At 64.7% G+C, this 23,730-nt stretch carries 25 protein-coding genes, 1 tRNA gene and 1 pseudogene; 11 read left to right on the forward strand and 16 right to left on the reverse strand.

Annotation, left to right across the window (positions count from 1 at the left end):
- Nucleotides 1-27 precede the first annotated feature (27 nt).
- The gene (gene trxA / locus XI09_RS24525; protein WP_008540017.1) at nt 28-348 is read left to right on the forward strand and encodes a thioredoxin; all 321 of its coding nucleotides are present in this window, start codon (nt 28-30) and stop codon (nt 346-348) included.
- Between the two features lie 54 nt (nt 349-402).
- Here the strand turns inward: trxA and XI09_RS24530 are convergent, their stop codons facing one another.
- From XI09_RS24530 to aroA, 15 genes and pseudogenes are all read right to left on the reverse strand, one after another.
- Nucleotides 403-879 (reverse strand): MarR family winged helix-turn-helix transcriptional regulator, encoded by a 477-nt coding sequence (locus XI09_RS24530; protein ID WP_271569143.1) that lies wholly within the window; start codon nt 877-879, stop codon nt 403-405.
- Nucleotides 876-1,301, reverse strand: coding sequence for an SRPBCC family protein (locus XI09_RS24535; protein ID WP_271569144.1), 426 nt, complete (start codon nt 1,299-1,301; stop codon nt 876-878). Before XI09_RS24535 ends, XI09_RS24530 begins: the two co-directional genes overlap by 4 nt.
- A gap of 75 nt (nt 1,302-1,376) precedes the next feature.
- Nucleotides 1,377-2,109, reverse strand: a pseudogene (locus tag XI09_RS24540) (metallophosphoesterase family protein).
- Nucleotides 2,110-2,245: 136 nt separating this feature from the next.
- The gene (locus tag XI09_RS24545; RefSeq protein WP_271569145.1) at nt 2,246-3,589 is read right to left on the reverse strand and encodes a bifunctional folylpolyglutamate synthase/dihydrofolate synthase; all 1,344 of its coding nucleotides are present in this window, start codon (nt 3,587-3,589) and stop codon (nt 2,246-2,248) included.
- Entirely contained in the window at nt 3,586-4,527 is a 942-nt protein-coding gene (gene accD, locus XI09_RS24550; protein ID WP_027546854.1) for an acetyl-CoA carboxylase, carboxyltransferase subunit beta, read from the reverse strand. The genes XI09_RS24545 and accD overlap by 4 nt, the downstream gene beginning before the upstream one ends.
- Nucleotides 4,528-4,639: 112 nt before the next feature.
- Nucleotides 4,640-5,476 carry a tryptophan synthase subunit alpha gene (gene trpA, locus XI09_RS24555; protein ID WP_271569146.1) on the reverse strand — a complete coding sequence of 279 codons (837 nt, stop codon included), beginning with the start codon at nt 5,474-5,476 and terminating at the stop codon, nt 4,640-4,642.
- Entirely contained in the window at nt 5,473-6,690 is a 1,218-nt protein-coding gene (gene trpB, locus XI09_RS24560) for a tryptophan synthase subunit beta (RefSeq protein WP_271569147.1), read from the reverse strand. The genes trpA and trpB overlap by 4 nt, the downstream gene beginning before the upstream one ends.
- On the reverse strand, nt 6,687-7,346 hold the full coding sequence (locus XI09_RS24565) for a phosphoribosylanthranilate isomerase (protein WP_271569148.1): 660 nt from the start codon (nt 7,344-7,346) through the stop codon (nt 6,687-6,689). Before XI09_RS24565 ends, trpB begins: the two co-directional genes overlap by 4 nt.
- A gap of 66 nt (nt 7,347-7,412) precedes the next feature.
- The gene (locus tag XI09_RS24570; RefSeq protein ID WP_271569149.1) at nt 7,413-7,805 is read right to left on the reverse strand and encodes a lipopolysaccharide assembly protein LapA domain-containing protein; all 393 of its coding nucleotides are present in this window, start codon (nt 7,803-7,805) and stop codon (nt 7,413-7,415) included.
- Nucleotides 7,806-7,876: 71 nt separating this feature from the next.
- The gene (locus XI09_RS24575) at nt 7,877-8,182 is read right to left on the reverse strand and encodes an integration host factor subunit beta (RefSeq protein WP_008539997.1); all 306 of its coding nucleotides are present in this window, start codon (nt 8,180-8,182) and stop codon (nt 7,877-7,879) included.
- A gap of 171 nt (nt 8,183-8,353) precedes the next feature.
- The gene (gene sppA / locus XI09_RS24580; protein ID WP_271569150.1) at nt 8,354-9,334 is read right to left on the reverse strand and encodes a signal peptide peptidase SppA; all 981 of its coding nucleotides are present in this window, start codon (nt 9,332-9,334) and stop codon (nt 8,354-8,356) included.
- A 189-nt stretch (nt 9,335-9,523) separates the two neighbouring features.
- Nucleotides 9,524-10,465 carry a transposase gene (locus XI09_RS24585; RefSeq protein ID WP_271569151.1) on the reverse strand — a complete coding sequence of 314 codons (942 nt, stop codon included), beginning with the start codon at nt 10,463-10,465 and terminating at the stop codon, nt 9,524-9,526.
- A gap of 354 nt (nt 10,466-10,819) precedes the next feature.
- Nucleotides 10,820-12,526 carry a 30S ribosomal protein S1 gene (gene rpsA / locus XI09_RS24590; protein ID WP_027546860.1) on the reverse strand — a complete coding sequence of 569 codons (1,707 nt, stop codon included), beginning with the start codon at nt 12,524-12,526 and terminating at the stop codon, nt 10,820-10,822.
- Between the two features lie 269 nt (nt 12,527-12,795).
- Nucleotides 12,796-13,434, reverse strand: a complete 639-nt coding sequence (gene cmk, locus XI09_RS24595) for a (d)CMP kinase (protein WP_092190353.1) — start codon at nt 13,432-13,434, stop codon at nt 12,796-12,798.
- Nucleotides 13,431-14,768 carry a 3-phosphoshikimate 1-carboxyvinyltransferase gene (aroA, locus tag XI09_RS24600; RefSeq protein WP_271569152.1) on the reverse strand — a complete coding sequence of 446 codons (1,338 nt, stop codon included), beginning with the start codon at nt 14,766-14,768 and terminating at the stop codon, nt 13,431-13,433. Before aroA ends, cmk begins: the two co-directional genes overlap by 4 nt.
- A 161-nt stretch (nt 14,769-14,929) precedes the next feature.
- Between aroA and XI09_RS24605 the strand changes: the two genes are divergently transcribed.
- The 3 genes from XI09_RS24605 to XI09_RS24615 all read left to right on the forward strand — a co-directional run bounded on the left by XI09_RS24605 (nt 14,930) and on the right by XI09_RS24615 (nt 15,926).
- Nucleotides 14,930-15,340, forward strand: coding sequence for a TIGR02300 family protein (locus XI09_RS24605; RefSeq protein WP_011083562.1), 411 nt, complete (start codon nt 14,930-14,932; stop codon nt 15,338-15,340).
- Nucleotides 15,341-15,439: 99 nt separating this feature from the next.
- Nucleotides 15,440-15,515, forward strand: a tRNA-Ala gene (locus XI09_RS24610).
- 174 nt (nt 15,516-15,689) lie between these two features.
- Entirely contained in the window at nt 15,690-15,926 is a 237-nt protein-coding gene (locus XI09_RS24615) for a GIY-YIG nuclease family protein (RefSeq protein ID WP_018645072.1), read from the forward strand.
- Nucleotides 15,927-15,938: 12 nt separating this feature from the next.
- Here the strand turns inward: XI09_RS24615 and XI09_RS24620 are convergent, their stop codons facing one another.
- Nucleotides 15,939-16,400 (reverse strand): MarR family winged helix-turn-helix transcriptional regulator, encoded by a 462-nt coding sequence (locus XI09_RS24620; protein ID WP_271569153.1) that lies wholly within the window; start codon nt 16,398-16,400, stop codon nt 15,939-15,941.
- Nucleotides 16,401-16,552: 152 nt separating this feature from the next.
- On the opposite strand from XI09_RS24620, the gene XI09_RS24625 reads away from it, so the two are divergent.
- The 7 genes from XI09_RS24625 to XI09_RS24655 all read left to right on the forward strand — a co-directional run bounded on the left by XI09_RS24625 (nt 16,553) and on the right by XI09_RS24655 (nt 23,726).
- Nucleotides 16,553-16,978 (forward strand): organic hydroperoxide resistance protein, encoded by a 426-nt coding sequence (locus tag XI09_RS24625; protein ID WP_271569154.1) that lies wholly within the window; start codon nt 16,553-16,555, stop codon nt 16,976-16,978.
- Nucleotides 16,979-17,170: 192 nt separating this feature from the next.
- A complete protein-coding gene (locus XI09_RS24630; protein ID WP_271569155.1) occupies nt 17,171-18,376 on the forward strand; it encodes a CaiB/BaiF CoA transferase family protein in 1,206 nt (401 codons plus the stop codon).
- A 368-nt stretch (nt 18,377-18,744) separates the two neighbouring features.
- Complete coding sequence (gene ugpB / locus XI09_RS24635; protein WP_271569156.1) at nt 18,745-20,061, forward strand: sn-glycerol-3-phosphate ABC transporter substrate-binding protein UgpB; 1,317 nt, start codon at nt 18,745-18,747, stop codon at nt 20,059-20,061.
- A 49-nt stretch (nt 20,062-20,110) separates the two neighbouring features.
- Nucleotides 20,111-20,992 carry a sn-glycerol-3-phosphate ABC transporter permease UgpA gene (gene ugpA, locus XI09_RS24640; protein WP_271569157.1) on the forward strand — a complete coding sequence of 294 codons (882 nt, stop codon included), beginning with the start codon at nt 20,111-20,113 and terminating at the stop codon, nt 20,990-20,992.
- Nucleotides 20,992-21,840 (forward strand): sn-glycerol-3-phosphate ABC transporter permease UgpE, encoded by an 849-nt coding sequence (gene ugpE / locus XI09_RS24645; protein ID WP_092190339.1) that lies wholly within the window; start codon nt 20,992-20,994, stop codon nt 21,838-21,840. The genes ugpA and ugpE overlap by 1 nt, the downstream gene beginning before the upstream one ends.
- A gap of 108 nt (nt 21,841-21,948) precedes the next feature.
- Complete coding sequence (locus XI09_RS24650; protein ID WP_271569158.1) at nt 21,949-23,034, forward strand: sn-glycerol-3-phosphate import ATP-binding protein UgpC; 1,086 nt, start codon at nt 21,949-21,951, stop codon at nt 23,032-23,034.
- A 266-nt stretch (nt 23,035-23,300) separates the two neighbouring features.
- Nucleotides 23,301-23,726, forward strand: a complete 426-nt coding sequence (locus XI09_RS24655; RefSeq protein ID WP_028133593.1) for an Hsp20 family protein — start codon at nt 23,301-23,303, stop codon at nt 23,724-23,726.
- The last annotated feature ends 4 nt before the right edge of the window (nt 23,727-23,730 follow it).

Consider the following 23,730-nt stretch of genomic DNA (forward strand, 5'->3'; position numbering starts at 1 on the left):
TTCTTTACAACCGAGTGAGGTACTCCAATGGCCGTTAGCAAGGTTTCCGACGCCGATTTCGAAGCCGAAGTGCTCAAGGCGAACGGCCCTGTCGTCGTCGATTTCTGGGCCGAATGGTGCGGCCCCTGCCGCATGATCGCCCCCGCCCTCGACGAGATCGCCGGCGCGATGGGTGACAAGGTCAAGATCGTGAAGCTCAATGTCGACGAGAGCCCGAAGACCGCGTCGAAGTATGGCGTGATGTCGATCCCGACCCTGATGATCTTCAAGGGCGGCGAGATGGCCTCCCGCCAGGTCGGCGCCGCGCCGAAGGCGAAGCTGCAGCAGTGGATCACGTCGGCGGTGTGATCCGCGGCGCGAGTAGCTGAGAATTCTGCAACGGCCGGCGAATAGCCGGCCGTTTTATTTGTCGTCTGCCTCGGCGCGCTCAATGCCTTCGACGAGCGCCTGAAACATCGCAACCAGTCGCTTGGTGTCGGACGCCAGCGGCTTAAAGAACGCGGCGTCGGCGTCTTCGACTGCCACGACAGCTTTCCGCGCGAGATCGCGGCCCACCTTGGTGACCGTGATCGCCTTGGCGCGCGGGTCCTGGGGATGATCGATCCGCTCGATCAACCCTGCTGCCTCCAGCGCGCGCAACACCTGGGACGTGGTCATCGGATCGATGCCGCTGAGCTGAGAGAGCCGCGCCTGGGTCAGCGTTTCCTCAGCGCCGAACCAGGTCGCCGTTGCCAGCAACACGAATTGGGAATGGGTGAGCTCGTAAGGCTGAAGCGCCACCCGCAACCGGCGTTGCCAGGTGTTCGAGATTTTCCAGAGCAGGAAGCCCGGGCTTTCGGCGGGTCCGGACAGACGGGTCGGGAGTGGCGACTTCGTCATCGCGTCCCCTCAGCCAGTTTGGACAGGCTCGCGAGCACCTCGGGAAAATCGGCGGAAACCGCCGGGCCGATTTCGGCGGCCTGCGGGCCGCGGGCATCGACGGCGTAGACAATGCGCGTGCGCGCCGGTCCAAGCGGCTCGATGCGGTGGGCGACAAGGATGACGAGATCGCCCACCCGTGTTTCGTCGACGAAGCAGACGTTCTCGCGAACGTCGACCAGCTGCGAACGCAGCGCCTCCTCGCCGGGCGGCTTCATCGTGAACCAGGTGCCGGTCGCAAACGGTCCGTCGATGTTGATCTGCTCGATGCCCGCGTTCCAGTTTTTCCAGGCGGGGACTTCGCGAAAGATGCTCCAGATCGTCTCTGGGGGCGCCGACGTCTCGATGGCGTATTCGCTCCGCCAGGTGTTTTCGTCGCTCATGGCATGACCTCCCTTTTCATATGCGCGCTTATAATAAGCGCGCATATGGAAATGTCAAGCCCGCAGCCCTGCCGTCTACTTGATCCACCCCGTCGCCAGCGCGTTCGCGAGCTCCGGCTGATTGTTGCGCCGTGCGAGCGCGGCCATCGCCTCATGATCATAGACGACATGGCGGAACGTAACCTGCCACGCACCATCGACCAGTTCGAGGACCGCGTAGCGCGCGTGCGGCGTACCGGCCTCGACAACATGCGGGAACGGATGCTTGTCGCGATAGCCGGGGCTGCCGACGCTGCCGGGATTGACGATCAGCCGGCCATCGCGCAAGCGCACCGCGCGGGCGAGATGGGTGTGGGCGCAGAGGATCAGGGACTGCGCGATGCCTTGCGCGAACTGCTCGATGCGGTCGAGCGGCGATAGCGCGACCGTGCCGTCAGGATGCACGGTGTCGAGCCAATAGACCTCGTCATTGTCGGGCGTCGCGGAAGACCTGGTCGCGGAACACGCGCGTCATCGGCTGCGCCCGCAGCCAGTCGAGTTGCGCGGCACTCAGCTGTGCATGGGCAGGACGATCCCATGAGCCCATCTTCTCCGGCGGACGGTCGAACAGGTAGCGGTCGTGATTGCCGAGCACATGCACGACTTCGAGCTGCATCAGGATCTCGATGGTCCGGCGCGCGTCGAGCGGGCCGCTCAGCATGTCGCCGAGATTGACGATGTCGGCGATGCCCTGGGCGCTGATGTCGGCAAGCACCGCCTCCAGCGCGAGACGGTTTCCATGAATGTCGGCAATCGCGGCGAAACGCATTGGCAGTCTCTCTTTCGTGCCCCGGACGCAGCGCAGCGCTTCTTCAGCGGTGCGCTGCAGAGCCGGGGCCCATGTTGCGGCATTCTGCTCTGCGGCGCATCGCTTGCGCGATGTGCCTTGTCCGGGACAAGAGAGCTTATGCAGGAGGCGTGCCGTTGATGCCTAGCACGTGGCCGGCGAGATAGAGCGAACCCGTGATCAGGATGCGCGGCGGCACCTCGTAGGCGAGCTTCGACAAGGCGCGCAGCGCGGCCTCGATGCCGGGCGCGGGCTCGACCCGCATGCCGAGGCTGCGTGCGGCGTCCGCGAGGCGGTCGGCCGGCATCGCATTCTCGGTGTCGGGAATCGGCACCGCGATGATGTGACGGGTGAGGCCGGCGAAATTGGCGAGAAAGCCTTGCGCATCCTTGTTGGCCATCATGCCCGCGATCACGACTAGCGGCCGCGACACCCGCTCCTCGAGATCGCCGAGCGCGGCCGCTGCGACGCGCCCGCCTTCCGCATTGTGTCCGCCGTCGAGCCAGATCTCCGAGCCCTGCGGCCCCCAGGAGAGCAGCTCGCCCGAGGTGATGCGCTGCATCCGCGCCGGCCATTCGGCACCGACGATGCCGGCCTCGAACGCCGCCTGATTGACCTTGAACGTCGGAATCGCGCGCAGTGTCGCGATCGCAAGCCCGGCATTGTCGAACTGGTGGCGGCCGAACAGGCGCGGCGCGGCGAGATCCATCAGGCCGCGATCGTCGGAATAAACCAGGCGCCCATGCTCGACATTGACGTGCCAGCTCTCGTTCGCGGCAAACAGCGGCGCGCGCATGCGCCTGGCCTGCGCCTCGATCACGGCCATCGCCTCGCCCGATTGCTCGGCCGAGATCACGGGCACGCCGCGCTTGATGATCGCCGCCTTCTCGCCGGCGATGGAGGTCAGCGTATCGCCGAGGAAGTCCAGGTGGTCCATGCTAACAGGCGTGATCACGGTGGCCGCCGGCGTGTCGACCACATTGGTCGAATCGAGCCGTCCGCCAAGACCGACCTCGAGCAGCACCGCGTCGGCGGGATTCTGCGCGAACAGATGAAACGCGGCGGCCGTCTTCAGCTCGAACACGGTCGCAGGCTCGCCGGCATTGACGCGCTCGACCTCTTCCAGCGCGGCGTACAGCTCGTCGTCGCCGACCAGCACGCCGCCACCGAGGCGGCCGAGCCGGAAACATTCGTTGATGCGAACCAGATAGGGCGAGGTGTAGGCGTGGACGCGCAGGTTTGCTGCTTCCAGCGTCGCGCGCAGATAAGCGAGCGTCGAGCCCTTGCCATTGGTGCCGGCGATGTGGATCACCGGCGGTAGCTTGCGTTCGGGATGGCCGAGCCGCTCGAGCAGGCGGTGCATCCGCTCCAGCCCGAGATCGATGCGCTTCTGATGCAGGGCCGACAGCCGCCCGATCAATTCGCCGAGCGGCGGCTTTGCGCTGTCAGGAGATGCGTTCACGCGTGCGGCGCGGCCGGCGCCGTCTCGGAAGCCGATACGATCTGCGCCGGGCTGACGACCGGCTGCACCGATTTCGACGCGGTCTCCAGCGCCGGAGCCTTGGTCAACAGGCGACAGAGCCGCGCCAGGGTCGGGCGCAGCTCATGGCGATGCACGACCATGTCGATCATGCCGTGCTCTTTCAGGTACTCGGCGCGCTGGAAACCTTCCGGGAGCTTCTCGCGGATGGTCTGCTCGATCACGCGCGCGCCGGCAAAGCCAATCAGCGCACCGGGCTCGGCGATCTGCACGTCGCCCAGCATCGCGTAGGAGGCGGTGACGCCGCCGGTGGTCGGATTGGTCAGCACGACGATGTAGGGCTGTTTTGCTTCGCGCAGCATCTGTACCGCAACGGTCGTGCGCGGCATCTGCATCAGCGACAGGATGCCTTCCTGCATGCGCGCGCCGCCTGATGCGGCGAACACGATGAACGGCGACTTCTTCTCGACCGCGAGCTCGAGTCCGCGCACGATGGCTTCGCCCGCGGCCATGCCGAGCGAGCCGCCCATGAAGTCGAAATCCTGCACGGCGATGACGACGGCGGCGCCTTCGAGCTTGCCGTAGCCGACCTTGATCGCGTCATTCAGGTTGGTGCGCGCACGCGCATCCTTGATGCGGTCGACGTATTTCTTTTCGTCGCGGAACTTGAGCGGGTCCGGCGTAACCTCAGGCAGCGCGACGTCGTACCAGGTCTCATTGTCGAAGATCGACTTCAGACGTGCCACCGCGCCCATGCGCATGTGGTAGTTCGAGCCGGGAATGACGAACTGGTTGGCCTCGACGTCCTTGTAGAACACGAGCTGCCCGGAATCCGGACACTTGATCCACAGATTCTCCGGCGTCTCCCGCCGCAGCATGTTGCGGATCTTCGGCCGGACCACATTGGTAAGCCAGTTCATGGTTTGCTCCGATGTGCGATCCCGCTCCGGGAACCGCCTGAAGGGATATATGGCTGCCGGACCCTGCCCCGGCAAGCCGCCGTGTCGTCCGCCCCAAAAGCGGAATTATGGCCTATTCCGCCGCCTGCTGCGCGCCCTTGACGCCCTGGGCCAGGGACGCCGTCAGTTCGGCGACGGCGTTAACGGTTTTGGCGGTGGCCCGCCCCTCTGCATCGAGGCTGTTCTTGAGCGCATCGACCAGCGCGGTGCCGACCACCGCGCCGTTCGCATGCGACGCGATGGCGCGCGCAGTCTCCGGCGTGCGGATGCCGAAACCGACGCAGACCGGCAGCTTGGTGTGACGCTTGATGCGGGCGACCGCTTCGCTCACCGCCGTGGAGTCCGCCGCCGCAGCCCCGGTGATGCCGGTGATCGAGACGTAGTAGACGAAGCCCGAGGTGTTGGCGAGCACGGCCGGCAGGCGCTTGTCGTCGGTCGTCGGCGTCGCCAGCCGAATGAAGTTCAGGCCGGCCTTCATCGCGGGCAGGCAGAGCTCGTCGTCCTCTTCCGGCGGCAGGTCGACGATGATGAGGCCGTCGACGCCGGCAGTCTTGGCATCGACCAGGAACTTGTCGACGCCGTAGATGTAGATCGGATTGTAATAGCCCATCAGCACGATCGGCGTCGCATTGTCGTCCTTGCGGAAGCCGCGCACGAGCTCGAGCGTCTTCTTCGGCGTCATGCCGGCCTTGAGCGCGCGCAGGCCCGCCGCCTGGATCGACGGACCGTCGGCCATCGGATCGGTGAAAGGCATGCCGATCTCGATCACGTCGGCGCCGGACTTCGGCAGCGCCTTGATGATCTCGAGCGAGGTGGCGGGATCGGGATCGCCGGCCATCAGAAAGGTGACGAAGGCCGAGCGGCCCTGCTTCGCAAGCTCGGCAAAACGGGTGTCGATACGCGTGGTCACTTGCTCTTGCCCTTCAGGATGTCGCCGACCTGCGGGACGTCCTTGTCGCCGCGGCCAGAGAGATTGACGACCATCAGGTGATCTTTTGCCCGCTTCGGCGCGAGCTCCATCACCTTGGCGATGGCATGCGCGGGTTCGAGCGCGGGGATGATGCCTTCCAGCTTTGACAGCAGCTGGAACGCAGCCAGCGCCTCGTCGTCGGTCGCGGACAGATAATTCACGCGGCCGATCTCGTGCAGCCAGGAATGCTCGGGGCCGATGCCGGGATAGTCGAGACCGGCCGAGATCGAATGGGCGTCCCGGATCTGGCCGTCCGCATCCATCAAGAGATAGGTGCGATTGCCGTGCAGCACGCCGGGACGGCCGCCTGCGATCGACGCCGCATGCAATTGCGTCAGCCCATGGCCGGCGGCTTCGACGCCGAAGATCTCGACGGTGGAATCGTCGAGGAAGGGGTGGAACAGGCCCATCGCGTTGGAGCCGCCGCCGATGCAGGCGACCAGCGAATCCGGCAGGCGGCCTTCGACCTCCTGCATCTGCGCCTTGGTCTCGTTGCCGATGATCGACTGGAAGTCGCGCACCAGCGTCGGATAGGGATGCGGGCCCGCCACCGTGCCGATGCAGTAGAACGTGTTGTGCACGTTGGTGACCCAGTCGCGCAGCGCCTCGTTCATCGCGTCCTTGAGCGTGCGCGTGCCCGACTGCACCGGGACCACCTTGGCGCCCAGCATCTCCATGCGAATGACGTTGGGCTGCTGCCGCTCGACGTCGACGGCGCCCATATAGACCACGCATTCGAGACCGAAGCGCGCGCACAGCGTCGCGGTGGCGACCCCGTGCTGACCGGCGCCGGTCTCGGCGATGATGCGCTTCTTGCCCATGCGCCGCGCCAGCATGATCTGGCCGAGCACGTTGTTCACCTTGTGCGAGCCGGTGTGGTTGAGCTCTTCGCGCTTGAGGTAGATTTTTGCGCCGCCGAGATGCTCGGTGAGACGCTCGGCGAAATAGAGCGGCGAGGGCCGGCCGACATAGTTCTTGAGATAGCCGTTCATCTCGGCCTGGAAGGCCGGGTCGGCCTTGGCCGCGGTGTAGGCCTTCTCGAGATCGAGGATCAGCGGCATCAGCGTTTCGGCGACGAAGCGGCCGCCGAAAATGCCGAAATGGCCGCGCTCGTCGGGGCCGCTGCGGTAGGAATTTGGTTTGGCGATGTTCATCGGACGCTCAACTCTTGGGTGGCGCGCGCGGCGCGGACGAAGGCCTTGATCATCTCGGGGTCCTTGACGCCGGAGGCGCTCTCGACACCGGAGGACACGTCGACGCCACCGGCGCGGGTGACGCGAAGGGCCTCAGCGACGTTGTCGGCGTGAAGCCCGCCCGAGACCATGTAGGGCAATTTCAGATCGAGGTTTTCGAGCAGGTGCCAGTCGAACGGCGCACCGAGGCCGCCGGGCCGCGTCGCGTCTTTCGGCGCGCGCGCATCGAACAGGATGCGGTCGGCGACCGCGGCGTAGCCGGGCAGCACGGCAAGGTCGGCTGACGTTGCGACCGGCACCGCCTTCATCACGGGGCGGCCGAACTTCTGCTTGATGTCGCGCAGCCGCGCGACGGTCTCCTTGCCATGGAGCTGGAAAATATCCGGCGACAGCGCGTCCATGATGTTGTCGAGCGTGGCGTCATCGGCATCGACCGTGAGCGCAACCTTAAGCGCGCGCCGCTGCACCTGGCGGCCGAGATCGCGGCCAAGCTCCAGCGACAGATGCCGGGGCGACGGCGGAAAGAACACGAACCCCACCATGTCGGCGCCCGCGTCGAGCGCTGTTTCGAGCGTCTCGCGCGTGGACAGGCCGCAGATTTTGACGAGCAGGGACATGGTCTCAAAGCAGGTAAAGGCCGCAAGTCCGCGGCCGGAAAGCAGGGTTTTCGGTTGCGGCCGCTTCTACAACGTCGCGCGCTGCTTGTCTCGCCCGACGGGCCCGTAAAGGCCCACCCCGACGGGGGCGGGGAGGCGCTGGGAATCGGGCTTCGCCGCGACCGTCTGGGCCCGCAGGCCGGCCAGTTCGGTCCGGGCGCTGCGCGCATCCGCCTCATGCCGGCGGGCCGCGCGGCGCCAGTGCCGCTGGCCCAACCAGACGGCACAGCCGCCGGCCAGGACGCCGAGCGCCGCCACCAGGATCAGCAGCAGGAACAGCGGCAGCGTGACCGACAATGACGGGTCGTCGGAGACAAAGGGATCGAAGGAGACCGTGACGAAATGCCGGTTGGAGACGGCGAACACCACCAGGATCAGACCCAGCGGAATCACGATCAGCGCGGTCAGGAACTTTCGCATCTCGCTTCGCTCGCCTTGAATCACGCTTCCGGCCGCATCGCTCGCGACCACGGAAAACCCTGACGCCGGCCTCAGTCTGCCGCGCCGGGATCCGGATGGTCGCGGTTCAGCCGCTCGCGCATTTCCTTGCCGGTCTTGAAGAACGGAACGCTCTTCTGATCGACGGGCACATGGGCGCCGGTGCGCGGATTACGCCCGGCGCGTGCAGGGCGATGCTTGACCGAGAAGGCACCGAAGCCGCGCAACTCGACGCGGTCGCCGCGTGCGAGAGCCGCTACGATCTCTTCGAGAATCGCATTCACAATGTTCTCGACATCCCGCTGGTACAGATGCGGGTTGTGCTCGGCGATACGCTGAACAAGTTCGGATTTGATCATCGAGAGATAGGACCCGGAAGCGTGCGGATGACCATTTCCGTGAAAATACCGTGATCTGTCAAGACGCTAAATCAAGGTTGAGCGTCGTGAAAATGCGTGACAAATGCCAAAAAAGCAGGCTGTCCCGACACTCGCCAGACGAGAAAACCCTTGAGTGCTCGCCCGGCCCCGTCAGTTTGACGCAGCCGGCTGCCACAAGGCCAGCATTCCATCCATTCCGAACCGGTCGACGGCCTGCGCGACGCCGGTTTGCCCGATTTGATGCGCAATCGAGCCCAAACCCAGCGCTTCCAGCGTCACGGCAGCAGCCGTCCTGAGGAACGGCAGGTCGCCGAAGCGCGTCTGGAGCTTGTAGTCGCGTACCGAAAGCCCCTTCTTGACGCCCTTCTGCTCGACCAGCCAGGTCACCGCAGCCTTCTCGTCGCCGATCTGGTCGATCAGCTTGAGATCGATCGCCTGGCGTCCGGTGAAGACGCGGCCGTCGGCCACTTTCTCGAGCTGCGTGTCGTCCATGCCACGCCGTTCCTTCACCAGTTCCTTGAACCAGGCGTAGGAATCCTTCACCAGCGCGTCGAGCGCGGCCCGCGCCTCGGGGCTGGTCGGCTCAAAACCGTTGGGCGCGGCCTTCAGCGGCGAGGATTTTACCTCCTCGACCTTGACGCCGATGGTCTTCAGGAGCTCGGTGACGTTGGGGTACTGGAACAGCACACCGATCGAGCCGACCAGCGAGCTCTGCTGCGCGATGATGTGGTCGCTCGCGATCGCCGTGATGTAACCGCCGGAGGCGGCGAGACCCTCGACCACGACGACGAGCGGCTTCTTCGCCTTGAGCCGGACAAGCGAGTCGTAAAGCTGCTCGGAGCCTGCGGTGGTGCCGCCCGGCGAGTTGATGTGAACGATGACGGCGGCAGCCTGCGAATTCTCCAGCCGCTCCAGCGCCTTCGTGCGATCGGAATCGCTGCGGATCAGGCCCTCGATCTGGACCCGCGCAATCGAGCCGGCGGATGCGAACGTGCCGCGCGCACCGGGCGTCGCGATCAGCGCGAAGCCCGCAATCGCCGCGATCGCGATCAGCGCGGCCACGACGCGCCAGAACGTCAGCTTGCGGCGGATCCTGCGGCGATCGACGATGATGTCCGAATCGAGCGACATCGGAATATCTCCAAATGAAAGGCCAGGCGCGTTGTGCCGTCACGGCGTGACCAACGGCTTATCTGGATACATCAATTGCGGCGCAATTTGAAGAAAACAAGGCTGGCTGCGGTGTAGGCCCGGACGCCGCCACACACTCAAGTGTCGTCCCGGCCTAGTGCGCAATTGCGCACGGGGGGCCGGCAACTGTTATGTTGGCCTTGTCTGCAGGTACGGCTTTCTGTCGCGCATCATGGCGTTGAGGACCGTCAGCAACTTCCTGGCGACGGCGATGAGGGCGAGCTTGGCTGGTTTGCCGGCTTGGCGCAGTCGTGCATAGAAGGCCTTGAACGGATCGGCGCGGCGAACCGCGTTGAGAGCCGCCATGTAGAGGGCGTCGCGGACGCGCTTTCGGCCGCCGGCGATCTTTCGTTTGCCACGGAAGGCGCCGCTGTCGACGTTGAAGGGGGCGAGACCGGCGAGCGCCGCCACCTGCTTCGGCCCGACTTGCCCGAGCTCCGGCATCTGCGCGATCAGCTGCATGCAGGCCACAGGACCCACGCCAGGGAGCGAGCGCATCAACCGCGCATCGTCCGCGATCTCCGGCTCAGCCTTGATCAGTGCCTTGATGTCGACCTCGATCTCGGCGATCTCCTCGTCGAGGACCTCGATGTGACGACCGATGCGATCGGCCATACCGCGGTCGTCGGCCTCGCTGCGTCGGTTCTTCTCCTGGGCGCGCATCAGGACCAGCTGATCTCGCCGTTTTGCAAGCCTTGCCAAGGCATTGCGGGCGGGATTGGCGGCCGGCTCGGTGGCCGGCTGCATGGCCCGCGCGAAGGCCGCCAGCATCCGCGCATCGATCGGGTCGGTCTTGGCGAGCTGGCCGCTGGCGCGCGCAAAGTCGCGGGCCCGGGCCGGGTTGATCCGGGCGAAGCGGATGCCCGCCTCACTCAGTGCCTCGCGAAGCTCGAGGTCATAGACACCCGTGGCCTCGAAGACGACCCGCACATCGCATCGCCAACGCGCCACGATCTGTGTGATGGCCTGCGTCGCGTTGGCGATGCGCTCCGGCACGCCTACGCCCTCATCGAAGATATCGAGATATTGTTTGGAGACGTCGATTCCGACGTAACGAAGGGGTATGATCACGGTGCCTGTCCCTGTGATGCGAGGTCTGTTGCCGCAGCCTCGTGCAACTGTTCAGGTTGATAGATGGAACGGGCGGGAGACCGAGCCGGCTCACGGCGTCAAGCGCCAAGGACCCAACGGCTTCCCGCCCACCTCATCATGACAGACTTCCAAGACACAGGGACCCATAACCACAGGGAGGAGTGTGACGCGAGGCGCCCACTCCGAGTCTTCGTCAAACCACTCCCTGTGGGTATGGGTCCCGGATCGGCGTTCCGCTCCGCTGCGCTTGTCCGGGACGACAGTTGAGTATGGAGCAACAAAAAAGCCCCGGCTCGCGCCGGGGCTTTGATGTCGGCGAAACGAGCGTTTCGCTTACTTGCTGTCGCGGTTCTTGAGCGCGGTGCCGAGGATGTCGCCGAGTGTCGCACCCGAATCGGAGGAGCCGTACTGCGCGATGGCTTCCTTCTCTTCGGCGACTTCGAGCGCCTTGATCGACACCTGGACCTTGCGGGCCTTCTTGTCGAACTGGATCACGCGGGCATCGACCTTCTCGCCGACGGCGAAGCGTTCGGCGCGCTGGTCGTTGCGGTCACGGGCGAGTTCCGAGCGCTTGATGAAGGTGGTGAAGTCGGTACCGGCGATCTTCACCTCGATACCGCTCTCCTTCACTTCGAGCACTTCGCAGGTCACGACCGCGCCCTTCTTGACATCGCCCGGCTCGGCGAAGGGGTCGCCTTCGAGCTGCTTGATGCCGAGCGAGATACGCTCCTTCTCGACGTCCACATCGAGCACCACGGCCTTCACCATGTCGCCCTTCTTGTAGTTGTCGATCACCTGCTCGCCCGGAAGCTTCCAGTCGAGGTCGGAGAGGTGGACCATGCCGTCGACGTCGCCCTCGAGACCCAGGAACAGACCGAACTCGGTCTTGTTCTTGACCTCGCCCTCGACCACCGAACCGGTCGGGTGACCTTCGACGAAGACCTCCCAGGGGTTGCGCATGGTCTGCTTGAGGCCGAGCGAGATGCGGCGCTTGACGGAATCGACTTCCAGCACCTGCACTTCGACTTCCTGCGAGGTCGAGACGATCTTGCCGGGGTGCATGTTCTTCTTCGTCCACGACATCTCGGAGACGTGGATCAGGCCTTCGATGCCCGGCTCGAGTTCGACGAACGCACCGTAGTCGGTGATGTTGGTGACGCGGCCGGTGAAGCGGGCACCCAGCGGGTACTTGGCTTCGATGCCCTGCCACGGATCGTCCAGCAGCTGCTTCATGCCCAGCGAGATGCGGTGCGTCTCGTGGTTGATCTTGATGATCTTGACCTTCACGGTCTGGCCGATCGAGAGCACCTCGGTCGGATGGTTGACGCGGCGCCACGCGATGTCGGTGACGTGCAGCAGGCCGTCGATGCCGCCGAGATCAACGAACGCACCGTAGTCGGTGATGTTCTTGACCACGCCGTCGATGACCTGACCCTCTTCGAGGTTCTGCACCAGCTCCTGGCGCTGCTCGGCGCGGGTCTCTTCCAGCACCGTGCGGCGGGAGACGACGATGTTGCCGCGGCGGCGGTCCATCTTCAGGATCTGGAACGGCTGCGAGTTGTTCATCAGCGGCGCAACGTCGCGGATCGGACGGATGTCGACCTGCGAGCGCGGCAGGAAGGCCACGGCACCGTCGAGGTCGACGGTGAAGCCGCCCTTGACCTGGTTGAAGATGACGCCGTTGACCTTCTCGTTGTTCTGGAACGCCTTCTCGAGCTTGCCCCAGCTCTCTTCGCGGCGCGCCTTGTCGCGCGACAGCACGGCTTCGCCGAGGGCGTTCTCGATGCGATCGAGGAACACTTCCACCTCGTCGCCGACCTTGATCTCGCTGTCACGGCCGGGGCCGGAAAATTCGCGCAGGGCGACGCGGCCCTCGGTCTTCAGGCCGACGTCGATGACGGCCATGTCCTTTTCAATTGCAACCACCTTGCCCTTGACGACGGAGCTTTCCTGCAGGTTGCCACCTGCGAAGGACTCGTCGAGCATCGCGGCGAAATCGTCGCGCGAGGGGCTATAGGTATCAGCAGAAGTCGAAGCCATTTGTTCTCCAGTTGCGGATGTCTTGCCGGCCGTTGGGTTCATGGGCGCATCGCACGCGCAGTGTCGGAAGGTCCGCAAGACCTTCGAGCGACCGCTTGCTGCCCCGGCATGGCACCGGAACAGCGGAAGCGGGCCGGCTGAGGCCCGCGCGTTCGATACGTGAAAATCTTTGTCCGGAGCCTGGATCGCACCGGTCCCGAAACAGGCGGACCGGGGGGTATCGACCTCAAAGAGCGGGAGCGGGCGCTTCCTCCAATGACGGCTGCGGCTTAACCCCGCGACCGGCCCGCTCGGACGGCCTCGATAATGTCGATGGCGGCCCGGACGCCGCCTTCTATATCCAGTTGGGAGTTATCTAGCAAGTAAGCATCGGGGGCGGGTTTCAACGGCGCAATCGGCCGGTTCTTGTCGCGTTCGTCGCGCTGGATGATGTCGGCGAGCACGGCCGCCTCGTCCGCCTCCTCGCCCCGCGCCTTGGCCTCCATGGTGCGGCGGCGGGCGCGAACCTTGGGGTCCGCCACGACAAAAATCTTCACGTCGGCATGAGGGCAGATCACGGTTCCAATGTCCCGGCCGTCCAGCACGGCGCCGGGCGGATCGGCGGCGAATTGCCGCTGGAAATTGACCAGGGCCTCACGAACCCTTGGGATCGCCGAGACGATCGAGGCGCCCTCGCCGACCTTCTGGGTCTTCAGGGCAGGATCGCCGAACTTTTCGGGATCGAGTTCCAGCGCCGCGGCGACCGCAGCCGCCTCGTCGCGGAGATCATGACCCGATTGCATCAGGGCGTAGGCGACCGCGCGATAGATCACGCCGGTATCAAGATGACGATAGCCGTAATGATGAGCGAGACGCTTACCCAGCGTCCCCTTGCCCGAAGCCGCGGGCCCGTCGATGGCGATGATCATGAAAACTCGGCCCCAAGCGAACGCATCATCGGAATGAAATCCGGGAAACTGGTGGCGATGAAGGCGGTGTCGTCGACGGTCACCGGCTGGTCGGAGGCGCAGCCCATCACCAGCGCGGACATCGCGATGCGATGGTCCATGTGGGTGGCGACGGTGCCACCACCCGGGACGTGACCGCGGCCCTGGACGATCAGATCGTCGCCGGAGACCTCGACCTTGACGCCATTGACGCGCAGCATCGCGGCGGTGGCCTCCAGGCGGTCGGATTCCTTGACGCGCAGCTCTTGCAGGCCGCGCATGATGGTCGTGCCTTCGGCGAAGGAGGCCGCCACCGCCAGCACCAGATATTCGTCGATCATCGAGGGCGCGCGCTCCGGCGGCACCTCGACGCCGCGCAGCTTTGACGCGCGCACCCGCAGCTGCGCCATCGGCTCGCCGGCATCGCCGCGCACTTCGCTCTCCTCGATCGAGGCGCCCATTTCGCGCAGCGTGGTGAACAGGCCGGTGCGCAGCGGATTGGTCATGACATCCGACAGCACGACATCGGAGCCCTCGGCGATCAGCGCCGCGACGACCGGGAAGGCCGCCGAGGAGGGATCGGCGGGCACGACGACATTGGCGCCATGCAGCTCGGGCTGACCCACGAGGGTGATGCGGCGGCCGTGCAGGCCCTCCTTCGTGGAGGTGATGTCGGCGCCGAAGTGCTTCAGCATCAGCTCGGTATGGTCGCGGCTGGCCTCGCTCTCGATGACCGTGGTGGTGCCCGGCGCCGCCAGACCCGCGAGCAGCACGGCGGATTTGATCTGGGCCGAGGCGACCGGGGTCTTGTAGGTGATCGGCAGCGGATCGCGCGCGCCCTGGACGGTCAGCGGCAGACGCCCGCCCTCGCCGCCGGAGACGACCCTCGCGCCCATCTTCTCGAGCGGGTCCAGAATCCGGCGCATGGGACGGCTGCGCAGCGAGGCGTCGCCGTCGAAGACCGCCGAGATCGGGCAGCCGGCGACGGCGCCCATGACCAGCCGGCAGCCGGTGCCGGAATTGCCGAAATCCAGCGCCGCCTTGGGCTGGGCGAAGCCTGCGACGCCCACGCCCTGCACCTTCCAGGCGAAATCGCCGGTGCGCTCGACCCTGGCACCCAGCGCCTGCATGGATTTGGCGGTGTTGAGGACGTCCTCGCCCTCCAGCAGGCCCGAAATCCGGGTCTCGCCGACCGCGAGCGCGCCCAGGATGAGGGCACGGTGGGAGATCGACTTGTCCCCGGGCACCCGTACTTTCCCGGTCAGGGGACCGTTTGCGCGCGACTGAAGCGGCCTCGGTTGGTCGGAATGGGTCAAGATTGTGTCCTTGAATATGCCCCGGAGAGCTGGGGCGCAGGTACCACATGGTCCGCGCCCCGTCACCGGCATGTCTTTCTCCCGTAATGCGCTATTGACAGCGGGCCGCCAACTAGCCAAGTGAAACACCGCTTTTCAGACATTCCCAGGATTCCTCTGCCGTGGCCAAGTCCGAACTCGGAACCAAACGTATTTGCCCGACCACGGGCAAGAAGTTCTACGACCTCAACAAGAATCCGGTGATCTCGCCCTATACCGGCGAAGTGGTCCCGATCGCGCCCGTGGCGCCTGCGCGCACGACTCGCGGCGCCGAAGCCCGCCACGCAGCCGCGGCGGACACCACGCCGGAGCCGGCGGAGGCCGAAGAGTTGGTCTCCCTCGAGGAGGCCGATGCCGAGGAGAACACCGGCAAGGTCAAGGCCGTCGTGCCCGAATCGGAGGACGATATCGAGGTCGACGAGACCCTCGACGACGACGATGACGATGATTCGACCTTCATCGCCGACGAAGAAGAGGGCGATGAGGACGTGACCGACATCATTGGTGATGTCGGAGGCGATGAAGAGACTTGAGATCAGCCCTGATCTGTGAAAAAGGGTGCACCGCGCGAGTCGCCTAGGGCTCGCCGGCCGGGACGGATCCCCCAGGATCCTCCCCACTGGAAGACTTAAGGGGCCATAGCTCAGCTGGGAGAGCGCTTGCATGGCATGCAAGAGGTCGGCGGTTCGATCCCGCCTGGCTCCACCAGCCTTCGCTCGCTTCGCGAGCTTCGGCTGGGCAAGCCAGCCCTGCTCTCTCTCTCGTAGCGAAGTGAGCGAAGGCTGTCCCGCCATAGCCCGAAGGGCGACGGCGGACTTGGGCAAACTCCCAATCGTATCCCTAGACTGGTCTTGTATCCTGCCCGCATGGGGAGGACACGGGATGAAGTACGTCTACATTCTCGAAAGTCTCGATTCCGAGCACTTCTACGTCGGCATCACCGATGACCTGCGTGCCCGCTTGGCGAAGCATAATGCCGGTGAGGTGCCGCACACGTCGAAATATGGGCCTTGGCGAATTCGGACCTATTTCGCGTTCGACGACGCCGCACGCGCTGTCGCGTTCGAGCGATACCTGAAATCGGGTTCGGGACGCGCTTTCGCGAAGAAGCACTTCTGATCGTCTAACCCCCTACTCCCCGATCACCGCATTGAGCCGGTCGCGCAGCGCGACGATCTCGTCTTTTATCGCCACCAGCTCCGGCACCGAGCAATCCGACGCCGCCAGGATCGACTGCGGCACGGCGCGCGCCTTGTCCTTCAGCGCGAGGCCCTGCGGCGTCAGCGCGATCAGCACCTGACGTTCGTCCTCGCTCGAGCGGGTGCGCTTGACCAGGTGGGCGACCTCGAGGCGCTTGAGCAGCGGCGTCAGCGTGCCCGAATCCAGAAACAGCCTCTCGCCGATGTCCTTGACCGGCACGTCGTCGCGCTCCCACAGCACCAGCATCACAAGATATTGCGGATAGGTCAGGCCGAGGCGGTCGAGCAGCGGCTTGTAGACGCGGTTGAAGGCGTGCGCGGCCGAATAGACCGCGAAGCAGATCTGGTTGTCGAGCCGCAGCGGCGCGTCCGCTGCCGAGTGTTTCCGAGCCATGGAGAATCTCACGAGGTTTGCCCGCATTGTGGGGCCGTGCGGCCGTAGATTCAATTGCGAACAATTAAATGTGAGACGCCGCAATTTCAATTGCGCACAATCTAATTGTCTGCGATAGAGATCGCACCCCACCGAAACCCAGGGAGACGAGAATGTCCGTGAACGTCCTGTACAAGACCAGCGCAAAAGCCACCGGCGGCCGCGACGGCCATGCCGCGACCCTCGACGGCGCGCTCGACGTCAAGCTCACCACGCCGAAGGAGCTCGGCGGCGGCGGCGGCGCCGGCAACAATCCCGAGCAGCTGTTTGCGGCCGGCTACGCCGCCTGCTTCATCGGCGCGATGAAGTTCGTGGCCTCGCAGGGCGGCCCGAAGGTCCCCGCCGACGCCGCCGTCACCTCGACCGTCGGCATCGGCCCGCGCTCCGAAGGCGGCTTCGGCCTCGACATCGACCTCGCCGTCTCGCTGCCGGGCCTTGCCCGCGCCGAGGCCGAAGCGCTGGTCGCGAAGGCGCACCAGATGTGCCCCTATTCCAATGCCACGCGCGGCAATGTCGACGTTCGCCTGACGGTCGTCTGATCGAAAGTGCGGATTGGCTGGCCCGGGATCCCCCTCGGGCCGGCCGCTTCCGTTTGATTTACCGGATCCTGTTTTGCCATGCCGCGGGATTGACGCGCAGCGGTGCATGCGGCCCTACGCAACAAGCCATTGCTGGCGCAAAAAAACCTCGCTAGGCCTGTGACCAACGATCGACACAGGGGAAGCGAAGGCATGAGTTCTGAAGCCGTTACGGGTGCAATGAGCGGACTGCGCGTCATCGATCTCACGCGCGTGCTCGGCGGTCCCTACTGCACCCAGATCCTCGCCGACCATGGCGCCGACGTGATCAAGGTCGAGCCGCCCGCCGGCGACGAGGTGCGCGACTGGGGCCCTCCCTTCCACGACGAAGACGCGGCCTATTTCATCGGCATCAACCGCAACAAGCGCTCGATCGGCCTCGACCTCGCCTCCGAGGGCGGCCGCGTCGTGCTGCTCAAGATGCTGGAGACGGCCGACGTCCTGATCGAGAATTTCAAGCCGGGCACGCTGGAGAAATGGGGCATCGGCAACGAGGTGCTGCGCGAGAAATTCCCGCGCCTCGTGCATTGCCGGATCTGCGGCTTCGGCGCCGACGGTCCGCGCGGCGGCAATCCCGGCTATGACGCCATCATCCAGGCCATGACCGGCATGATCGCGGCGACCGGCTCGCCCGAGAGCGGACCGATGCGGATCGGCGTGCCGCTGGTCGACATCACGACCGGCCTCTATGCGGCGATCGGCATCCTGATGGCGCTGTCGGAGCGGCAGCGCTCGGGCAAGGGCCAGTTCCTGGAGACGACGCTGTACGAGACCGGCCTTGCCATCATGCATCCGCACACCGCGAACTATTTCATGCATGGCAAGCCCCCTGGCCTGACCGGCAACGAGCATCCCAACCTCGTGCCTTACGCGATCTTCCCGACCAAAACCGACAACATCTTCATCGGCGTCGGCAATGACGGCACCTTCCGCAAGCTCGCCAAGGAGATCGGCAAGCCCGAACTCGGCACCGATCCGCGCTTTGCCCGCAACAAGGACCGCATCGCCAATCGCGAGGCGCTGCGCGCCGAGCTGGCCGCCGTGTTCAGCCAGCACGAGGCCGAGCCGCTCTGCAATCGCCTGCTCGCGGCGGGCCTGCCCGCAGGCCCCGTGCAGAAGATCGACCAGGCGTTGACCAATCCGCACACGATCGCCCGCGGCGATGTCATCGAGAAGGATTGGTACAAGGGCGTGGCCTCGCCGATCCGGCTCGATCGCAGCAAGCCGAGCCTGCGCCGCCTGCCGCCGAAATTCAGCCAGCACTCGGCGGAGGTGCTGGGCGAGTTCGGATATTCCAAGGCCGAGATCGACGCGATGGTCGAGAAGGGCACGGTCTGCGGTCCCGAGCGCAAGCGCTGAGATAAGACAAGGATCGGGCGTCAACGTTGGTGTGCTCCCGCTTGCGGGAGAGGGAGTCTCCACAATGGGACAATCCCCAGAGGAGCGAGCCCTCACCCGCGCCTTCGGCGCGACCTCTCCTGCAAGCGGGAGAGGTATTCGAACCCGCGGCCTCGCCAGCCCCACATCATCCAATGCCGCACTGCGGCGCGACCCACGCATGTGCAGCGCGAACGGAGGAGGCTGCCCGCGGCGTCTTCGCCTATTTGACGGCTTCCCTTTTCCCGCGCTTGCCGCTTTCGTTTCGGCCGCTTACACAGTCATGTGAACGTCATATGGCGCTGCTAGCGCAAGCGCTTCTTTATTGACGGGCAAGGGAGGTTTTCTTGATGGCTCTTCGACACTTTGGGGCAGCTGCCGCATTTGCAATCACGATCGGCATGTCGGCCTCTCCGGCCTTGGCCGTGACCGAAATCCAGTGGTGGCACGCGATGACCGGCGCCAACAACGACGTCATCGTCAAGCTCGCCACCGACTTCAACGCGTCGCAGACCGACTACAAGGTCATCCCGACCTACAAGGGCAACTATCCCGATACGATGAACGCGGGCATCGCCGCGTTCCGTGCCGGCAACGCGCCGCACATCATGCAGGTGTTCGAAGTCGGCACCGCGACCATGATGGCCGCGACCGGCGCAGTGAAGCCGGTCTACAAGCTGATGGCCGAGGCCGGCGAGAAGTTCGATCCCAAGATCTACCTGCCCGCCATCACCGGCTACTATTCGACGTCGAAGGGCGAGATGCTGTCGTTCCCCTTCAACTCGTCCTCGACCGTGATGTGGGTCAACCTCGACGAGCTGAAGAAGGCGAACGTCGAGATCCCCAAGACCTGGCCCGAAACGTTCGAGGCCGCCAAGAAGCTGAAGGCCTCAGGCCACGACACCTGCGGCTTCTCGGGCTCCTGGATCACCTGGGTCAATCTCGAGCAGCTCTCCGCCTGGCACAACGTGCCGCTGGCGAGCAAGGCCAACGGCCTCGACGGCTTCGACACCGTGCTGGAGTTCAACGGACCGCTTCAGGTCAAGCATCTCGAAACCCTGGTCGAGCTCCAGAAGACCAAGGTCTACGACTATGCCGGCCGCACCAACACCGGCGAAGGCCGCTTCACCTCGGGCGAATGTCCGATCTACCTGACCTCGTCGGCGTTCTTCGGCAACGTCAAGGCGCAGGCCAAGTTCGCCTTCACCGCCGTGCCGATGCCGTATTATCCCGACGTCAAGGGCGCGCCGCAGAACTCGATCATCGGCGGTGCTTCGCTCTGGGTCATGGGCGGCAAGTCGGCCGAGGAATACAAGGGCGTGGCGAAATTCCTGACCTTCCTCTCCGACACCGATCGCCAGGTCTACATCCACAAGGCTTCGGGCTATCTGCCGATCACCAAGGCGGCCTATGAGAAAGCCAAGGCCGAGGGCTTCTACAAGGATCAGCCCTATCTCGAGACCCCGCTGCTCGAGCTGACCAACAAGGAGCCGACCGCGAACTCGCGCGGTCTGCGCCTCGGCAACATGGTGCAGCTGCGTGACGTCTGGTCGGAAGAGATCGAGCAGGCGCTCGCCGGCAAGAAGACCGCCAAGCAGGCGCTCGACGCCGCCGTCGAACGCGGCAACACGATGCTGCGGCAGTTCGAAAAGACCGCCGTGAAGTAAGGCATCGAAGCGGCAGGCCGCGACCCGGCCTGCCGCTTCCCATGACATCATGCAAAAGCAAGCCATTTTCCAGTCAAAGCTATTGCCTTACGCGCTGGTTGCGCCGCAGCTCGCGATCGTCCTGATTTTCTTCTACTGGCCGGCCCTGCAGGCGGTGATCCAGTCCTTCCTGCTCCAGGACGCCTTCGGTCTGTCGACGAGCTTCGTCTGGTTCGACAATTACGTCGAGCTGTTCAGGGATCGCGCCTATTTCGAAGCGATCGTCCGGACCTTCTTCTTCTCTTTCGCCATCGCCGTCTCGTCGCTGTCCTTCGCGCTGCTGCTCGCCGTGATGGCCGACAAGCCGCTGCGCGGCTCGATGTTCTACCGCACGCTCCTGATCTGGCCCTATGCGGTGGCGCCGCCCGTCGTCGGCGTGCTCTGGATCTTCATGCTGCATCCCTCGCTGGGCGTGCTGTCGCGCTATCTGCGCGGCCTGGGCGTCGACTGGAATCCGCTGCTCGACGGCGACCAGGCCGCGGCGCTGATCATCCTCGCCGCCGCCTGGAAGCAGATCTCCTATAATTTCCTGTTCTTCCTCGCCGGCCTCCAGAGCATCCCGAGGAGCGTGCTCGAGGCCGCCGCGATCGACGGCGCGCGGCCGATGCGGCGATTCTGGACCGTGACCTTTCCGCTGCTGTCGCCGACCATCTTCTTCCTGCTGGTCGTCAACATCGTCTACGCCTTCTTCGACACGTTCGGCATCATCGACACCATGACCCGCGGCGGTCCCGGCAAGTCGACGGAGACGCTGGTCTACAAGGTCTATTCCGACGGCCTGCTCGGCGGCAATCTCGGCAGCTCGGCGGCGCAATCGGTGATCCTGATGATCATGGTCATCGTGCTGACGGGAATCCAGTTCCGCTTCGTCGAACGCAAGGTGACCTACTGATGGTCGAAGACGAGGGTATCAGGCGCTACGTCGCCCATTTCATTCTCTGGATCGGGATCGCGATCGTCGCGTTCCCGGTCTACATCGCGATCATCGCCTCGACCCAGGACAACGCGCTGATCGCGAACGGACAGATGTCGCTCTTGCCCGGCGGGCATTTCTTCGAGGTCTACTACCAGACCATCTTCGTCGGCACGAGCGGCTCGACCCGCGAGCCCGTCGGCAACATGATGCTGAACTCGCTGGTGATGGCGTTGGCAATCGCAATCGGCAAGATCGCGATCTCGATCATCTCGGCCTATGCGATCGTGTATTTCCGCTTTCCGTTCCGGATGGCGATCTTCTGGATCATCTTCATCACCTTGATGCTGCCGGTCGAGGTCCGCATCTATCCGACCTACAAGATCGTCGCCGATTTGCACATGCTCGACAGCTATGCCGGCCTGTCGCTGCCGCTGATTGCGTCGGCCACCGCGACGCTGCTGTTCCGCCAGTTCTTCATGACCGTGCCGGACGAATTGCTGGAGGCCTCGCGCATCGACGGCGCCGGCCCCCTGCGCTTTTTCTGGGATACGCTGCTGCCGCTGTCGCGCACCAACATGGCGGCGTTGTTCGTGATCCTGTTCATCCTCGGCTGGAATCAATATCTCTGGCCGCTGCTCATCACCACCCGCGACGACATGCAGACCATCCAGGTCGGCATCCGCAAGATGATCACCACCACCGACGCGCTGACCGAATGGCCGATCGTGATGGCGACCGCCGTGCTGGCCATGCTGCCGCCGGTGTTCGTCGTCGTCGCCATGCAGAAGCTGTTCGTGCGCGGCCTGGTCGAGACGGAAAAGTGAGGATGGCGAATAGTGAATGGCGAGTAGCGAATGGGGTCGCTGCGTCCGCCTTGCGTGCTAACCAATCCCCATTCGCTATTCCCTACTCGCTACTCGCCGGTGCAACCCATGGCTAACGTCACCCTGCGCAACGTCCGCAAGACCTATCCCGGCGGCTTCGAGGCCATCAAGGGCGTCAACGTCGATGTCGCCGACGGGCAGTTCTGCGTGCTGGTCGGTCCCTCCGGCTGCGGCAAGTCCACGCTGCTGCGCATGGTCGCAGGGCTCGAGACCGTCACCGGCGGCGAGATCGACATCGGCGGCCGCGTCGTCAACCAGATCGAGCCCGCCGATCGCGACATCGCGATGGTGTTCCAGAACTACGCGCTCTATCCGCATATGAGCGTCTACAACAACATGGCCTACGGCCTGCGCAACCGCGGCATGGCCGAGACCGAGATCAAGACCCGCGTCGAGGAAGCCGCGCGCGTGCTCGAGCTCACATCGATGCTGGAGCGCAAGCCGCGCCAGCTCTCCGGCGGCCAGCGCCAGCGCGTCGCGATGGGCCGCGCCATCGTGCGTCAACCAAAAGTGTTCCTGTTCGACGAGCCGCTCTCCAATCTCGACGCCAAGCTGCGCATCGCGATGCGCGTCGAGATCCGCAAATTGCAGCGGCGGCTCAACACGACCTCGATCTACGTCACCCACGACCAGCTCGAGGCGATGACACTCGCCGACATTCTTGTCGTGATGAATGGCGGCCAGGTCGAGCAGGTCGGCAATCCCCTGGCGATCTACGAGAAGCCGGCCACGACCTTCGTCGCCTCCTTCATCGGGGCACCGCCGATGAACCTGATGTCGACGCGCTCCGACGAGATCAAATCGCAGCTCAATGGTGCTGCGACGGAGGCCGGCATCCTCGGCATCCGCCCGGAGGATTTCGTCATCACCGACCAGACCCCGGCCGGCGGCGTCGCACTTCCGCTCACCGTGGAAGCAATCGAGCGCGTCGGCGCCGAAACCTTCGTCTACGGCTCCCGCGAGCAGGAGGAGCAGCGCGTCGCCGCCAACCCCGGCGAGCTGCCGCCCGGCGAGGTCATCGTCCGCATTCCTGGAACCGAGGCACCCGCCATTGGCGCGAGAATCCGCGTCGCCGCGATACGGCCGAAGCTGCACCTGTTCAGCGGCGACGGGCGGACGCGGCTGGAGGCCTGATCGGCTCCGAGGGGCCAGCGAACAAGAAACGCGAAAACAACCCCGTGCACAGTAGAAGGGGCCTGTTTTCATTGGGATAAATCGTCAGTCAGATTCGTCATGCCCGGGCCTGTCCCGGGCGCGTTCTTGGCGACGGTGGAAGGACTGAATCCACAGCCCCGCGCTACGTCCTTGAACCACCACGGGGATATGCCCATATTGCTGACCAAGGGGCGCCTCTACGGGCCCTGAAATGCCAAAGTCGCTTCGAGAGGACTTTGTAAACTATGTCTCGTGTTCCCACGTTATCCAGTCCGTTCCTTCTGGGCTTCGACGAGATCGAGCGCGTGCTCGATCGGGTCGTCAAAGGCGCCGACGGTTACCCTCCCTACAATATCGAGAGGTGCGACCGGTCGGACGGCCAGCCGGAGCGTTTGCGCATCACGCTGGCGGTCGCCGGATTCACCCGCGACCAACTCGATGTAACCATTGAGGAAAACCAGCTCGTGATCCGCGGGCGGCAGCAGGACGACAAGAGCCGGCAATACATCCATCGCGGCATCGCCGCGCGCCACTTCCAGCGCACCTTCGTGCTGGCAGAGGGGATGCTGGTGCTGGGTGCGGATCTGAAGAACGGGCTGCTGTCGATCGATCTTGCCCGGCCTGAACCGGAGAGGATCGTTAAGACAATCGCTATCAATGAGCACGAATAATGGA

Source organism: Bradyrhizobium sp. CCBAU 11386 (assembly GCF_028128955.1).
GTDB lineage: Bacteria > Pseudomonadota > Alphaproteobacteria > Rhizobiales > Xanthobacteraceae > Bradyrhizobium.